Consider the following 13,880-nt stretch of genomic DNA (forward strand, 5'->3'; position numbering starts at 1 on the left):
GGACGACAGTTGAGAAACCGGCGTCCGTGCTCATGACAGGGGGACCGTTCATGACACGACCCGCCCCACGCCGTACGATGCTGGTCGGCGCCCTCGTGGCCGCGACCGCCGCGGCCACTCCGCGGGCCCTCGCAGCGACCGGCGGGGACCGCCGCCCCTGCGAGCCCGGCCCGTCCGGCGGCCGACCCGGCCGGCACCCGTACGGCGATCACGACGAGGCCTCCGTGGACCACCACGCATGGACCCGCTGGTCCGACTGGCACAGCGGTGACGGCAGCGGCACCTGCGTCGAGCCCGGTCCCCGCCCCGGGATCGCCATCGGCAGGCCCTCGGGCGTCCTGGAGTACGCCGACCCGCACACCGGGATCACCGAGACGTGGGAGACCGCCACGTGGACGTCACCGGTCCACACCCCGCGCAGTCCCGCGACCGAGATCGTCGCCTCCTGGAACGCCCGGACCCCCGCGGACACCTGGATCCAGGTCGAGCTGTGCGCCACCTACACCGACGGCAGCATGACCCCCTGGTACGTCATGGGCCGCTGGGCGTCCGGCGACGCCGACATCCGGCGCACCTCGGTGGACGGCCAGACCGACGCCAAGAGCAGCGTCTCGACCGACACCCTCGCGATCGACGACCCCGCCTCCGGCGTGCGCCTGGCCTGGTACCGCCTGCGCCTCACCCTCCTGCGCCGCCCCGGCAGCGACGCCACCCCCACCGTCTGGCGGGTCGGCGCGATGGCCTCCGACATCCCCGACCGCTTCACCGTGCCCCCCTCCGGGCCCGGTGTCGCCCGCGGCATCGAACTGCCCGTGCCGCGCTACTCCCAGGAGATCCACAAGGGCCAGTACCCCGAGTACGACAACGGCGGCGAGGCCTGGTGCAGCCCCACCTCCTCGCAGATGGTCATCGAGTACTGGGGCCGGGGACCGGACGAGGACGACCTCGCCTGGGTCGACCCCTCCTACGAGGACCCGCAGGTCGACCACGCCGCCCGCTCCACCTACGACTACCAGTACGAGGGCTGCGGCAACTGGCCCTTCAACACCGCCTACACCGCCACCTACCGGGACCTCGTCGCGACCGTGACGCGTCTGCACGGCCTGCACGACGTGGAGCGGCTGATCCGGGCCGGCATCCCGGTGATGACGTCCCAGTCCTTCCTCGCCACCGAGCTGGACGGGGCCGGCTACGGCACCTCCGGCCATCTGATGTGCGTCATCGGATTCACCCCTGAGGGCGATGTGGTCGTCAACGACCCCGCGAGCCGGGACGACGAGGCGGTGCGCCGGGTCTACCGGCGGGAGCAGTTCGAGACCAACTGGCTGAGGACGAAGCGCTACGCCGCCGACGGCCAGGTCCGCAGCGGCACCGGCGGCGTCTGCTACCTGTCCTGGCCGTTGTGGCCGTCCCCGGCCCAAAGCCGGGTGCTGCACCGGATCGGGGTGCTCTGAGCCCGGCCCGGGCCCGGCACTGTTGCGGCCGTGTGAAATCACCGCCGCGGGCCCTGGAAAGCAGCGGAAGCGGGAATTCCGGTGCGGGTCCGGCCCGCTGAGCGGATGGGGCACCACGATGCCCCGGCCGGCTCTCTGCCGACAGGAGTCCACACATGCCGCACCGCGCCCTCACCTCGGTCCCCGTGCACCCGCTGCTCGCCGAGCGCTGGAGCCCCCGGTCCTTCGACCCCGCGCACACACTCGGCGGCGGACAGCTCGCCTCCCTGCTGGAGGCCGCCCGCTGGGCGGCGTCCGCGTTCAACGTCCAGCCCTGGCGGTTCCTCGTCGGCCGGCGCGGCGACGCCACCTTCAAGGCGGTGCACGGTGCCCTCGTCGGCTTCAACCAGCGGTGGGCCGGCGACGCGTCCGTCCTGATCGTCGCCGTCGCCGCCGAGTCCGGGGCGGACGGCGCACCGGTCCCCACGGCCGCCTACGACACGGGGCTGGCCGCCGCCCAACTGACCACCCAGGCGCACGCGGAGGGCCTCCACGCCCACCAGATGAGCGGCTTCGACGCCGGCCGCCTCGCCACCGCCTTCGGCATCCCCGACGGATTCCGTCCGCTCGCCGTCATCGCCGTCGGCGCGGTCGCCGACCCGGAACGCCTGGACGACTCCCTGCGGGCCCGCGAGACCGCCCCGCGCCACCGGCGGCCCCTGGACGAGAGCTTCTTCTCCGGTGCCTGGGGCGAGCCGGTCGACCTGCGCCCGGCGTGACGGGCCGCGTCATCCGCGCAGGGGCAGCCGTACCAGCGGAGCGAGTTCGGCGTCGGTCGCGGGCCGGAGGGTCGACAGCACGCGGCGGGCGGCCGGGAGTCCGGACCCGGGTCGGGGGCCGGGGCCGTACAGGGTCACGGTGCAGACCAGGCCGCCGCGCCGCAGCCGCAGTTCCTGTCGTTCGTAGGCGCCCTCGTACGTGACGAGCCGTCGGCCCCCGCCGTCGCCGGTGCAGCGGATCGTCCCGCCGAAAGGGACCGGGCAGCCGCGCGCGTCCACGCGCCGGGTGTCGTGGCCGGCGCGTTCGACGGCCAGGTGCATGGCCGTCGTTCCCGGGCGTTCGTAGTCGGCGCCGAAGCCGTCCTCGCCCGCGCCGAGGACCCGCAGCGTGTAGCCCGGCGGCGGGTCGCCCACGCGCAGCAGGCCGCGGTCCACACCGTTCGCGCGGATCCACGCGTCGAGGGTGGGCAGCCGCCCGGCATCCCACGCGGTCCAGGCCCCGGCGGCCGCGAACACCGCGGCCGCCGTGACGGCGGCGATCCGGGTCCGGGCGCCGGGCAGGAGAAGCGCGGCGGCGAGGGCGTAGCAGACCCCTCCGGAGACGCAGAGCACGAAGCCGTTCCGCAGCCCGTCGACATGCAGGCGCACCGCCACGGCGATCAGCACTCCGGCCGTGCCCGCACCGAACACCCCGACCGACCATGCCCACACCCCGCCGCGCCGGCCCGTCACCGGGCTCAGCCGGCGCGCCGCGAACCCCGGCGCCGCGAGCAGCGCCACCGCGAACGGCGCCCAGCAGGCGGCGGCGGCCACCCCCGCCGCGGCGCCACCGGTGAACAACCCGAACAGCACCGCCTCGAACCCGATCGCGGTGAGCGCACAGCCCACGAACCACACCGCGGTGAGGTGCACGAGTGCCGGCGCTGCCACGTTCTTCGGGATCACGTCCTGTGATCACGCACGCCCGGCCGGCGTGGTTCCCCCGGTGCGAGGGATCTTCCACCTCTGATCCTGGCCAGTACTCCGTCCTTTGGGGCGGGGGTGAAGGCCGTCCTCGGCCCGGAGCCGCGAGGCGGCGGATGCCGCTACGGCTCCGGCGTGACGGTCAGGCAGGCCGCTTCCGGCTCTCGATGTACCGGCGTACGACGGTCGTCGTCGCGAAGGCGGCCGGACTGGCCGTATCGGCCTGCGGAGCGCGGGTAGGACCGGTACTCGTACCGGCGCAGCGCGAAGAAACAGGGACCCACCCGAGGCCCCAGCCGGTGTCCACCGGCAGGCAGGCGGGAATCTCCTTCCTTCAGGACGGAGAGGATGTCAAGGTGACGCCGTGGACCAGGGGGTGCGGCGCTACCGCTACGTGGGACCGGCGGACCTGCGAGCCGCCGTCCGGCCCGGGGGCACCGGGCGCCCGATCCGCGACGCGGCCGACCTCGCCGCCTGGGCCGAGGAACAGACGGCGGCGGACCTGGCCGAGCCCTTCACCTACGTCGTCGACGTCGCCGGTGTGCTGCGCCTGGCGCCGCGCCGCAGCGAGCACGTCGCGTGCGCGGACGGCGGGGAGGTCCTGGGTGCCGGGGAGATCGCCTTGCGCGAGACCTCCGGGACATGGGCGGCCGCCGAGGTGAGCAACCTCTCGACCGGCTACTGCCCCGACACCCCCTCGTGGTCCTCCGTCGCCCGCGCCCTGGACCGCGCGGGCCTCGGCCGCCCGTCAGGTTTCACGCACGCGGTGGTCTTCCGCCGCTGCACCGGCTGCGGGGAGCGCGGCATCGTGCGCGAGGACGACTTCGTGTGCGTCTTCTGCGGGAGCGCCCTGCCCGGCGAGTGGAATGTGGATCCGTCCCACGGGGACGGCGCACCCTCGCCCCCGTCGTGAGGCGGCCGGTCACGAGACGGCGACGCGGGCGTAGCGGCCCACCACGCGCAGATCCTCCTCGATGCGGGAGGCGGCCGCCCGGAGCGGGGGGAGGAGGTCGGCGCGGGACTGCTCGACGGTGCGGCGGCTGGCGTGCATCGAGACGTTGACGGCGGCGACGACGCGACCGGTGCCGTCCCGGACGGGGACCGCGATGGACCGCAGGCCCTCCTCCAGTTCCTCGCTCACCAGCGCGTGGCCGTCGGCGGCGACCACGTCGAGGACGTCGTTCAGGGCCCGCGCGTCCGTGACGGTGTGCGGGGTGAGCGCGGCACGATCGGTGTGCGCGAGGAGCCCGGCGCGCTCGTGGGCGGGCAGGCCCGCGAGCAGGACCCGGCCCATGGCGGTGGCGTAGGCGGGGAAGCGGGTGCCGACGGTGATGTTGACGCTCATGATGCGGACGGTGGGGACCCTGGCCACGTACTGGATGTCCGCGCCCGACAGTACGGCCATGGAGGCGGAGTCGTGCACGCGCTCCACGAGGCCGACCAGGTGCGGCCCGGCGATCTGGGACAGGGTCAGCCGGGACAGGTGGGCGCAGCCGAGCTCCAGCACGTGCGGGGTGAGCCGGAAGAGCCGGTCCTCGGAGGCGACGTAGCCCAGGTGCTCCAGGGTGATCAGGGAGCGGCGCGCGGTGGCCCTGGCCAGGCCGGTCGCCTCGGCGACGGCGGTCAGGGACAGTGCGGCGCTGCCCTCGCCGAAGGCGGTGAGCACGGTGAGCCCGCGCGCCAGGGACTCCACGAACTCGGGTCCGAGTTCCTGCTTGGAGGCCCGCGTCCATGCCGCCGGGGTGGGGCCGGCCGGCACGGCGGCGGGCCGGCCGGCGGGGGCCGCGAGGGAGCGTTCCATCGCGGCGACGGTCTCGCGCAGCCGGGGCAGCACCGCTTCCCGCAGCGACGCAGCGCTGTGCCGGCTGGTGTGGCTGACCACGCTCACCGCGCACACCGCGGCGCCGGCCGGGTCGCGCACCGGTACCGCGACGGCGATCAGACCGGGCTCGATGAGCTGGTCGTCCGCCGACCAGCCGTGCTCGCGGGCGGCCCGGACGCGTTCCTCGAAGGAGTCGGCGCCCTCGCCGTGCCCGTCGGGCAGCGCGGGGAAGCCCGCGCCGTGCGGGTCGGACGCCCGGCGCAGCCGCCAGCCGTCCCACTCCGCCTCGCCCCACCCGGAGGCGAACAGCGCACCGGGGGCGCCCCGTTCGGCGGGCAGCAGATCCCCCAGCCGGAAGGTCAGCGACATGGCGCGGCGCCGGGTGACCTGGTGGACGAAGCGCACCCCGTCCCCGTCGGGCACCGCGATGGACACCGACTCGTCCAGGCCGTCCGCCAGCGCGTCGGCGAGCGGTCCCAGGACCTCGGGCAGCCGGCTGGCGGCCAGGTAGGCGTTGCCCAGTTCCATCAGCCGGGGCGCGAGGACCGCGTCCCGGCCCTCCAGGCGCAGGTAGCCGGTGCGGGTGAGCGTGCTGACCACCCGGTCCACGGTGGAGCGGGCGAGCCCGGTGTCGCGTACCAGGTCGCCCACCGAGCGCCGTCCGTCGGCCGCCGCGAGCCCGCGCAGCACGGCGAGCCCCCGGATGAGGGGGCCCACGGCCTCCTGCGGCGGGGGAGCGGTCACGAGTGCGGGGGATGTCATCGGCGCTCCAGCATGGAGATATGTCGTCGAAACCGTACCGCCCCGAAACGTTGACAGAGCGGGCACCGAGGATCAGACTCGGCCACGGAAGATTGTGAACTTAAGTTCACTGGACGAACAAGAGGTGGCACAGGATGGACAAGGTGGTCGCCTCGGCCGCCGAGGCCGTGGCGGACGTCCATGACGGGGCGTCGCTGGCCGTCGGCGGTTTCGGGCTGAGCGGTGTGCCCGACACGCTCATCCAGGCCGTCCACGATGCCGGGACCGGCGGCCTCGCCGTGGTCTCCAACAACTGCGGCGCCCTGGAGTCCGGCCTCGCCGTTCTGCTCGCCGCCGGGCGCATCGCCCGGGTCACCGGCAGCTACATCGGCGCCAACAAGGAGTTCGCCCGCCAGTACCTGGCCGGCGAGCTGGAGCTCGAACTCATCCCGCAGGGCACCCTCGCCGAGCGGCTGCGCGCCGGAGGCTGCGGCATCCCCGCCTTCTACACGCCCGCCGGGGTCGGCACGCAGGTCGCCGAGGGCGGACTGCCCTGGCGCTACGACGGCGACGGCGGGGTGGTGCTGGCCTCCCCGCCCAAGGAGGTCCGCGAGTTCGACGGCGTCGAGTACGTCCTGGAGCGCGGCATCACCACCGACTTCGCCCTGGTCAGGGCCGCCAGGGGCGACCGGCACGGCAACCTGGTCTTCGCCAAGTCCTCCCGCAACTTCAACCCGCTGGCGGCCATGGCCGGCCGGATCACGATCGCCGAGGTGGAGGAACTGGTCGAGCCCGGTGAACTCGACCCCGACCAGGTGCACCTGCCGGGCATCTTCGTCCAGCGGGTGGTGGCCCTCACCGCCGAGCAGGCCGCCGACAAGAAGATCGAGTTCCGCACGGTCACCGCGAGGGAGGCGTCGGCCTGATGGCCTGGACACGCGACGAGATGGCCGCCCGCGCGGCGCTGGAACTGCGCGACGGCGAGTACGTCAACCTCGGCATCGGCCTGCCGACGCTGATCCCCAACCACCTGCCCGCCGGTGTCGAGGTCGTCCTGGAGTCGGAGAACGGCATCCTGGGCACCGGCCCCTTCCCGTTCGAGGACGAGGTCGACCCCGATCTGATCAACGCCGGCAAGGAGACCGTCACCGTCCTGCCCGGCGCCTCGTTCTTCGACTCCGCGCTGTCCTTCGGCATGATCCGCGGCGGCCACATCGACACCGCCGTGCTGGGCGCCATGCAGGTCTCCGCCCGAGGCGACCTGGCCAACTGGGCCATCCCCGGCAAGCTGGTCACCGGCATCGGCGGTGCGATGGACCTGGTGCACGGCGCCCGGCGCGTGATCGTCACCATGACCCACACGGCCAAGGACGGCAGCCCCAAGATCCTCCAGGAGTGCGCCCTGCCGCTCACCGGCAAGGCGTGCGTCGACCGGATCATCACCGACCTCGGCGTCCTCGACGTCACCGACGACGGACTCGTCCTCGTCGAGACGGCCCCCGGCGTCGCCGTGGAGGAGATCCTGGAGAAGACCGCCGCCCCGGTCCGCACCACCCGAGGCGCCGGCAACGCCGCCGTCGCCGCCACCGGCCAAGGAGGCCAGTCATGAGCCAGCAGCTGCGCGAGGTCTACATCGTCGACGCCGTCCGCACCCCGGTCGGCAAGTACGGCGGCGCCCTGTCGGGCGTGCGTCCGGACGACCTCGCCGCGCACGTCGTCGGCTCGCTCATGGCCCGCACCCCCGACCTGGACCCGGCCCGCGTCGACGACGTGTTCTTCGGCGACGCCAACGGCGCCGGCGAGGACAACCGCGACGTCGCGCGCATGGCCGTCCTGCTGGCCGGACTGCCCGTCACCGTCCCCGGCACCACCGTCAACCGGCTCTGCGGCTCCGGCCTCGAAGCCGTCATCCAGGCCGCCCGCGCGGTCGCCGTCGGCGACGTCTCCGTCGCCATAGCCGGCGGCGTGGAGTCCATGAGCCGCGCCCCGTGGGTGCTGCCCAAGCCCGAACGGGCCTTCCCCGCCGGGCACCAGGAGATGTACTCCACCACCCTCGGCTGGCGCATGGTCAATCCGCGGATGAACCCGCAGTGGACGATCCCGCTGGGCGAGAGCGCCGAGCTGATCGCCGACCGGCACGGCATCACCCGCGAGCAGCAGGACGCCTGGTCCGTCGCCAGCCACGAGAAGGCCGCCCGGGCGTGGAAGGACGGCCTGTACGAGGCCGAGGTCGTGCCGCTCGACGGCGTGGACCTCGCCCGTGACGAGACCATCCGCGACAACACCTCCATGGAGGCGCTCGCCCGCCTGAAGCCCGCCTTCCGCAAGGACGGCGGCACGGTCACCGCGGGCAACTCCTCGCCGCTCAACGACGGCGCGGCCGCCCTGCTGATCGTCGACGAGGAGGGCCTGCGGGCCACCGGCCGCGAGCCGCTCGCCCGCATCCGCTCCTCCGCGGTCACCGGCATCGAGCCCGACTACTTCGGCCTGGCGCCCGTGGAGGCCGTGCGCAAGGCGCTGGCCAAGTCCGGCAAGGGCTTCGGCGACCTCAGCACCGTCGAGCTCAACGAGGCCTTCGCCGCCCAGGTGCTGGGCTGCCTGGCCGGCTGGCCGGAACTCGACCCGGCGCTCGTCAACCCGCGCGGCGGCGCCATCGCGGTCGGCCACCCGCTCGGCGCGTCCGGCGCCCGCATCGCCGGCGCCGTCGCCCACCAGCTCGCTGCCCGGGGCTCCGGCACCGGCCTGGCGGCCCTGTGCATCGGCGTCGGGCAGGGCCTGGCCCTGGTCCTGGAGAGGTAGGAGCCCCCGCATGGCCACCCCGCTCACGCAGGACGAGATCTCCCGCGAGATCGCGGAGGCGCACGCGGCGTACGCCAAGCGCCTCGCGGACGGCGCGGCCGCCGAGCACCACCCCAGGCGTGGCTACGCCCCCTACCGCAGCAGCGCGCTGCGGCACCCCAAGCGCCCGCTGGTCGCCGCCGGTCCGGCGGGCGGCGACCCCGAGGCCGTCGAGCTGTCCGGGCCGGTCTTCGGCGTCACCGACATCACCGCCCTCGACCACGACCTCACCCGGCAGCACCAGGGCGAGCCGCTCGGCGAGCGGATCCGGGTCACCGGGCGCGTGCTGGACCGGCGGGGCCGGCCCGTACGCGGCCAGCTCGTCGAGATCTGGCAGGCCAACGCCTCGGGCCGCTACGCCCACCAGCGCGACGACCACCCCGCCCCGCTCGACCCCGGCTTCACCGGGGTCGGGCGCACCCTGACCGGCGACGACGGATCGTACGAGTTCGTCACGATCAAGCCCGGCGCCTACCCCTGGCGCAACCACGTCAACGCCTGGCGCCCGGCGCACATCCACTTCTCGCTCTTCGGTACCGCGTTCACCCAGCGCCTGGTCACGCAGATGTACTTCCCCGGCGACCCGCTCTTCGCCCGGGACCCGATCCTGCAGTCGGTGACCGACGACTCGGCACGGCAGCGGCTGGTCGCGGCCTACGACCACGGGCTGTCCACCCCGGAACGGTCGCTCGGCTACCGCTGGGACATCGTCCTGGACGGCCCTGCCGCCACCTGGACCGAGGAGGGCCGATGAGCTCACCCCTGGCTCCCACCCCCTCCCAGACCGTCGGCCCCTTCTACGGCTACGCGCTGCCCTTCGCCAAGGGCGGCGAGCTGGCGCCAGCCGGGCATCCCGGCACGATCACCGTGCACGGGTACGTGTACGACGGCGCCGGGCGGCCCGTGCCCGACGCGCTGATCGAGATCTGGCAGCCGGCCCCCGACGGTTCCCGGCAGGGCGCACCCGGATCACTGCGCCGCGACCCGGTGAACGGCGCGGTCCTCGGTCGCGACGGACTGGTCTTCACCGGCTTCGGCCGCGTGCCCACCGACGCCGACGGGCACTACGCCTTCCGTACGCTGCCGCCCGGCGGCGTCCCGTACCTGTCGGTGATCGTCTTCGCCCGCGGCCTGCTGCACCATCTGCACACCCGCGTCTATCTGGACGACGCGGCAGACGACGCGCTGCTCGGCTCGCTGGAACCCGGGCGGCGTGCCACGCTGGTCGCCACTCCGGACGGTGAGGGCGTCCACCGCTTCGACGTCCGACTGCAGTACGACGGAGTGCACGAGGAGACGGTCTTCCTTGCCTTCGACTGAACCCTTCGCGGACACCGGCCTGCTCTCCCCGGGCCGGGCCGGCACGCCCGTGGAGGAGGCGACCGGCGACGCGGCGTTCGTCCGCGGCATGCTCGACGCCGAGGCCGCGCTGACCCGCGCGCAGGCCACGCTCGGCCTCGCGCCCGCTTCGGCGGCGGCCGCGGTCACCGCCGCCGCGGCCGAGACCGGCAGGTACGACGCGCGCGACCTCGCACTGCGCGCCCGCTCCGGCGGCAACCCCGTCATCCCGCTGGCCGCCGACCTGACGGCTGCCGTGGGAGAGCGGGACGAGGCCGCCGCTCCCTATGTGCACCGCGGCGCCACCAGCCAGGACATCGTCGACACCGCCGCCATGCTGGTGGCCTTCCGCGCGCTGGAGCCCGTACTCGACGACCTCGCCCGCGCCGCCCGCGCGCTCGGAGCGCTCGCCCGCGAGCACCGGACCACGCCCATGGCCGGGCGCACGCTCACCCAGCACGCCGTCCCCACCACCTTCGGGCTCAAGGCGGCCGGCTGGCGCGCCCTCGTCCTGGACGCCCACGACCGACTGACGGCCGTTCGCCGCACGCTGCCCGCACAACTGGGAGGCGCCGCGGGCACGCTCGCGGCGTTCCACGCCTTCGCCGAGGCGGACGCAGCGGGCGGGGGTGGCGGCGCGGAGGGGGTGCCCGACCTGGGGGAGCGGCTGACGGCCGCGTACGCCGCCGAGACCGGGCTCGCCGAACCCATGCTGCCCTGGCACACCCTGCGCACGCCGGTCGCGGACCTCGGCGGAGCGCTCGCCCTCACGGCGGGCGCGCTGGGGAAGATCGCGGCCGACGTCCTGGTACTGAGCCGCACCGAGATCGGGGAGGTCACCGAAGGCGCCGGCGGGGACTCCTCCGCCATGCCCCACAAGGCCAACCCCGTGCGCGCCGCCCTGATCGCCGCCGCGGCCCGCCAGGTGCCGGCGCTCGCCTCCGTCCTGTACGGCTCCCTGGCCGCCGAGGACGAACGGCCGGCCGGCGCCTGGCACGCCGAGTGGCAGCCGCTGCGCGAGGCCCTGCGCCTGGCCGGCGGCGCGGCGCGGGGAGCGGCGGAACTCGCCGAGGGACTGCGCGTCCACCCGCACCGCATGCGCGACAACCTCGACGCGACCGGCGGCCTGGTCGTCAGCGAGCGCCTGGCCGCCGCCCTCGCCGCCCTGATCGGCCGCGGCGAGGCGAAGGCCGCGCTCTCCCGGGCCTCGCTCCGGGCCGTCGAGGAGGGCATCGACCTCGACGACGTCCTCGCCGAGGACCCCGGCCTCGCGGCCCTCCTCCCCAAGGAGCGCCTGCGCGACCTCACCGACCCGACCCGCTACACCGGCTCCGCGGCCGCTCTCGTCGACCGGGCCCTGCGCCGCCCCGACCCGCCGGGCACCGCTTCGTGACCCTCCGGCCGCCGGAGCCCACCCGTACGCCCGCGCAGAGCGCGCACGAAGCCCGCACAGAGGAGGACGCATGAGCGGCAGCACATCGGCCGGCGGCGCGGAGCCGCGGCTGCTGCATCACCGGGTGGACGGGGCGGCCGGGCGGCCCGCGTTGCTGCTGGGGCCGAGCCTGGGGACGTCGCTGGCGGTGTGGGACGCCCAGGTGCCCGCGCTCGCCCGCGACCACCGGGTGATCCGCTGGGACCTGCCGGGACACGGCGGCACGCCGGCCGGGCTGCTGCCATCGGACCCGACGACGGCGGACCTGGGACGGCTGGTGCTCGAACTCGCCGACGCGCTCGGCGTCGAGCGCTTCGCGTACGCGGGCATCTCGCTGGGCGGCGCGGTCGGGACCTGGCTGGCGGTCCACCACCCGCGGCGGGTGACCTCGCTGGCGGTCCTGTGCGCCGCGGCCCGTGTCGGGACGCCCGAGAGCTGGCGGGACCGGGCCGCGCTGGTACGGGCGAAGGGCACCGGGCCGGTCGCCGACACCACGGCGGCACGCTGGTTCACGTCCGGCTCCGTACCGGGCCCCGCGGCCGAGGCGCTCGTGGACGATCTGCGGGCCGCCGACCCGGAGGCGTACGCGCGGCTGTGCGACGTGCTCGCCACGCACGACGCGCGGGCCGGACTGGCCGCGATCAGCACACCGACGCTCGTCGTCGCGGGCCGGGAGGACCCCGTCGTACCGGTGGCCGACGCCCGGGCACTCGCGGACGGCATCCGCGGCGCGAGCCTCACCGAGGTCGGGCACGCCGCGCACCTGGCCAACGTCGAGCGGCCGGCACCCGTACTGGCCGCGCTGCTCGGGCACCTGACACCCGGCCCCGCCGCCGACGACGGCTCCCGGCACGCCGCGGGCACGGCCGTCCGGCGCGCGGTGCTCGGTGACGCCCACGTGGACCGGGCGGTCGCGCGGACCACGGCCTTCACGGCGCCGTTCCAGGACTTCATCACCCGCTACGCGTGGGGCGAGATCTGGACCCGTCCCGGGCTCGACCTCAGGACCCGCAGCTGCGTCACGCTCACCGCGCTCGTGGCGCACGGCCACCACGAGGAACTGGCGCTGCACGTCCGGGCCGCCCGGCGCAACGGACTGACCCGGGAGGAGATCCAGGAGGTCCTGCTCCAGTCGGCGGTCTACTGCGGCGTGCCCGCCGCGAACACGGCGTTCGCCATCGCGAACCGCGTCCTCGAAGAGGAAGAACCAGAAGAACCAGAAGAGCCCGAAGTACCGGAAGAAGCACGGGAACACGTACGGGAACGAGTACGGGAAGAAACACCGGTAGCAGTACCTGAAGAGGGGGAGTAGCCCACCCATGCAGCCCCACACCACCGTCGGCATCGTCGGCGGCGGCCCCGCCGGCCTGCTGCTGGCCCGGCTCCTGCACCGCTCCGGCGTCGACTGCGTGGTACTGGAGAGCCGGGAACGCGCCTACGTCGAGCACCGTCAGCGGGCCGGCATCCTCGAACAGTCCACGGTCGACGTGCTGCGGTCCTCCGGTGCGGCCGGCCGGCTGGATCGCGAGGCCATGGTCCACGACGGCATCGAACTGCGCTGGAACCGGCACACGCACCGACTGGACTTCCCCGCGCTCACCGGCGGCCGCCGCGTGTGGGTGTACGCGCAGACCGAGGTGGTCAAGGACCTCATCGCGCTGCAGATCGAGGACGGCGCCCCGCTGGTGTTCGGCGCCCAGGTGCGTGCGGTCGAGGGGGCCGACACGGACCGTCCGGTGATCCACTACACCCACGAGGACCGCGACAAGACCCTGACCTGCGACTACGTCGTGGGCTGCGACGGCTTCCACGGTGTGACCCGCCGCGCGGTCCCGCGGGGCGCGATCCGGACGTACGAGCGGGTCTACCCGTACTCCTGGTTCGGCATCCTCGCCGACGTCCCGCCGTCCTGCGACGAGTTGATCTACGCGCACTCGCCGCGCGGCTTCGCCCTGCACAGCATGCGCTCGCCCGAGGTCAGCCGGCTGTATCTGCAGGTGCCGAACGGCACCGACACGGACGACTGGCCCGACGAGCGGATCTGGGACGAGCTGGACGCCCGCTTCGCGATCGACGGCGACTGGAAGCTGGAGCGGGGGCCCATCACGGCCAGGGCAGTGCTGCCGATGCGCAGTTTCGTCACCGAGCCGATGCGCTGGGGCCGGGTGCTGCTCGCCGGGGACGCCGCGCACATCGTGCCGCCCACCGGCGCCAAGGGGCTCAACCTGGCCGCCGCCGATGTGGTCGTCCTGGCAAGGGCGTTCGCCCACCTGAGGGCGACCGGGTCGGAGGAACTCCTGGAGGCGTACTCCGCCACCTGCCTGCGCCGGGTGTGGCGGGCGGAGCACTTCTCCTGGTTCATGACCACGACCCTGCACACCGACCCCGCGCACAGCGACTTCGACGCCCGGCTGCAGACCAGCCAGCTCGACCGCATCGCTGCCTCCCGGCACGCGGCGGCGGAGCTGGCGGAGAACTACGCGGGCCTGGAGATCGGCTGACCGACCTATTACGTGTTGCTTACGGGGGGACCA

General features: G+C 74.5%; 13 protein-coding genes. 11 read left to right on the plus strand and 2 right to left on the minus strand.

Annotated elements, in window-relative coordinates:
* The first annotated feature begins 50 nt into the window (after positions 1-50).
* Complete coding sequence (locus tag PV364_RS04115) at positions 51-1,454, plus strand: peptidase C39 family protein (RefSeq protein ID WP_319658228.1); 1,404 nt, start codon at positions 51-53, stop codon at positions 1,452-1,454.
* 155 nt (positions 1,455-1,609) lie between these two features.
* Positions 1,610-2,212, plus strand: coding sequence for a nitroreductase family protein (locus PV364_RS04120; protein ID WP_319658229.1), 603 nt, complete (start codon positions 1,610-1,612; stop codon positions 2,210-2,212).
* A 9-nt stretch (positions 2,213-2,221) separates the two neighbouring features.
* Here the strand turns inward: PV364_RS04120 and PV364_RS04125 are convergent, their stop codons facing one another.
* A complete protein-coding gene (locus tag PV364_RS04125) occupies positions 2,222-3,157 on the minus strand; it encodes a hypothetical protein (protein ID WP_319658230.1) in 936 nt (311 codons plus the stop codon).
* Positions 3,158-3,539: 382 nt separating this feature from the next.
* On the opposite strand from PV364_RS04125, the gene PV364_RS04130 reads away from it, so the two are divergent.
* Complete coding sequence (locus PV364_RS04130) at positions 3,540-4,088, plus strand: hypothetical protein (RefSeq protein WP_319658231.1); 549 nt, start codon at positions 3,540-3,542, stop codon at positions 4,086-4,088.
* Positions 4,089-4,097: 9 nt separating this feature from the next.
* Here the strand turns inward: PV364_RS04130 and PV364_RS04135 are convergent, their stop codons facing one another.
* Positions 4,098-5,759 carry an IclR family transcriptional regulator domain-containing protein gene (locus tag PV364_RS04135; RefSeq protein WP_319658232.1) on the minus strand — a complete coding sequence of 554 codons (1,662 nt, stop codon included), beginning with the start codon at positions 5,757-5,759 and terminating at the stop codon, positions 4,098-4,100.
* 134 nt (positions 5,760-5,893) lie between these two features.
* Here PV364_RS04135 and PV364_RS04140 point away from each other — a divergent pair, with 134 nt between their 5' ends.
* The 8 genes from PV364_RS04140 (at position 5,894) to PV364_RS04175 (ending at position 13,847) form a co-directional block, all read left to right on the plus strand.
* Complete coding sequence (locus PV364_RS04140; protein WP_319658233.1) at positions 5,894-6,664, plus strand: CoA transferase subunit A; 771 nt, start codon at positions 5,894-5,896, stop codon at positions 6,662-6,664.
* Positions 6,664-7,347, plus strand: coding sequence for a CoA transferase subunit B (locus tag PV364_RS04145; protein WP_319658234.1), 684 nt, complete (start codon positions 6,664-6,666; stop codon positions 7,345-7,347). The genes PV364_RS04140 and PV364_RS04145 overlap by 1 nt, the downstream gene beginning before the upstream one ends.
* Positions 7,344-8,537 carry a thiolase family protein gene (locus PV364_RS04150; protein ID WP_319658235.1) on the plus strand — a complete coding sequence of 398 codons (1,194 nt, stop codon included), beginning with the start codon at positions 7,344-7,346 and terminating at the stop codon, positions 8,535-8,537. Before PV364_RS04145 ends, PV364_RS04150 begins: the two co-directional genes overlap by 4 nt.
* Before the next feature lie 10 nt (positions 8,538-8,547).
* On the plus strand, positions 8,548-9,330 hold the full coding sequence (gene pcaH / locus PV364_RS04155; protein ID WP_319658236.1) for a protocatechuate 3,4-dioxygenase subunit beta: 783 nt from the start codon (positions 8,548-8,550) through the stop codon (positions 9,328-9,330).
* The gene (gene pcaG, locus PV364_RS04160; protein ID WP_319658237.1) at positions 9,327-9,896 is read left to right on the plus strand and encodes a protocatechuate 3,4-dioxygenase subunit alpha; all 570 of its coding nucleotides are present in this window, start codon (positions 9,327-9,329) and stop codon (positions 9,894-9,896) included. The genes pcaH and pcaG overlap by 4 nt, the downstream gene beginning before the upstream one ends.
* Positions 9,883-11,307, plus strand: coding sequence for a 3-carboxy-cis,cis-muconate cycloisomerase (gene pcaB, locus PV364_RS04165; RefSeq protein ID WP_319658238.1), 1,425 nt, complete (start codon positions 9,883-9,885; stop codon positions 11,305-11,307). Before pcaG ends, pcaB begins: the two co-directional genes overlap by 14 nt.
* A gap of 70 nt (positions 11,308-11,377) precedes the next feature.
* Positions 11,378-12,658, plus strand: coding sequence for a 4-carboxymuconolactone decarboxylase (pcaC, locus tag PV364_RS04170; RefSeq protein WP_319658239.1), 1,281 nt, complete (start codon positions 11,378-11,380; stop codon positions 12,656-12,658).
* Between the two features lie 7 nt (positions 12,659-12,665).
* Positions 12,666-13,847, plus strand: coding sequence for a 4-hydroxybenzoate 3-monooxygenase (locus PV364_RS04175; RefSeq protein ID WP_319658240.1), 1,182 nt, complete (start codon positions 12,666-12,668; stop codon positions 13,845-13,847).
* The last annotated feature ends 33 nt before the right edge of the window (positions 13,848-13,880 follow it).

The organism is Streptomyces sp. MI02-7b (assembly GCF_033793585.1).
Taxonomy (GTDB): Bacteria; Actinomycetota; Actinomycetes; order Streptomycetales; family Streptomycetaceae; genus Actinacidiphila.

Bases quoted from the DNA above. Each gene is read 5' to 3' on its own strand.
- PV364_RS04115 (WP_319658228.1), top strand. From the start codon at position 51: ATGACACGACCCGCCCCACGCCGTACGATGCTGGTCGGCGCCCTCGTG.
- PV364_RS04120 (WP_319658229.1), top strand. From the start codon at position 1,610: ATGCCGCACCGCGCCCTCACCTCGGTCCCCGTGCACCCGCTGCTCGCC.
- PV364_RS04135 (WP_319658232.1), bottom strand. From the start codon at position 5,759: ATGACATCCCCCGCACTCGTGACCGCTCCCCCGCCGCAGGAGGCCGTG.
- PV364_RS04140 (WP_319658233.1), top strand. From the start codon at position 5,894: ATGGACAAGGTGGTCGCCTCGGCCGCCGAGGCCGTGGCGGACGTCCAT.
- PV364_RS04145 (WP_319658234.1), top strand. From the start codon at position 6,664: ATGGCCTGGACACGCGACGAGATGGCCGCCCGCGCGGCGCTGGAACTG.
- PV364_RS04150 (WP_319658235.1), top strand. From the start codon at position 7,344: ATGAGCCAGCAGCTGCGCGAGGTCTACATCGTCGACGCCGTCCGCACC.
- pcaH (WP_319658236.1), top strand. From the start codon at position 8,548: ATGGCCACCCCGCTCACGCAGGACGAGATCTCCCGCGAGATCGCGGAG.
- pcaG (WP_319658237.1), top strand. From the start codon at position 9,327: ATGAGCTCACCCCTGGCTCCCACCCCCTCCCAGACCGTCGGCCCCTTC.
- pcaC (WP_319658239.1), top strand. From the start codon at position 11,378: ATGAGCGGCAGCACATCGGCCGGCGGCGCGGAGCCGCGGCTGCTGCAT.
- PV364_RS04175 (WP_319658240.1), top strand. From the start codon at position 12,666: ATGCAGCCCCACACCACCGTCGGCATCGTCGGCGGCGGCCCCGCCGGC.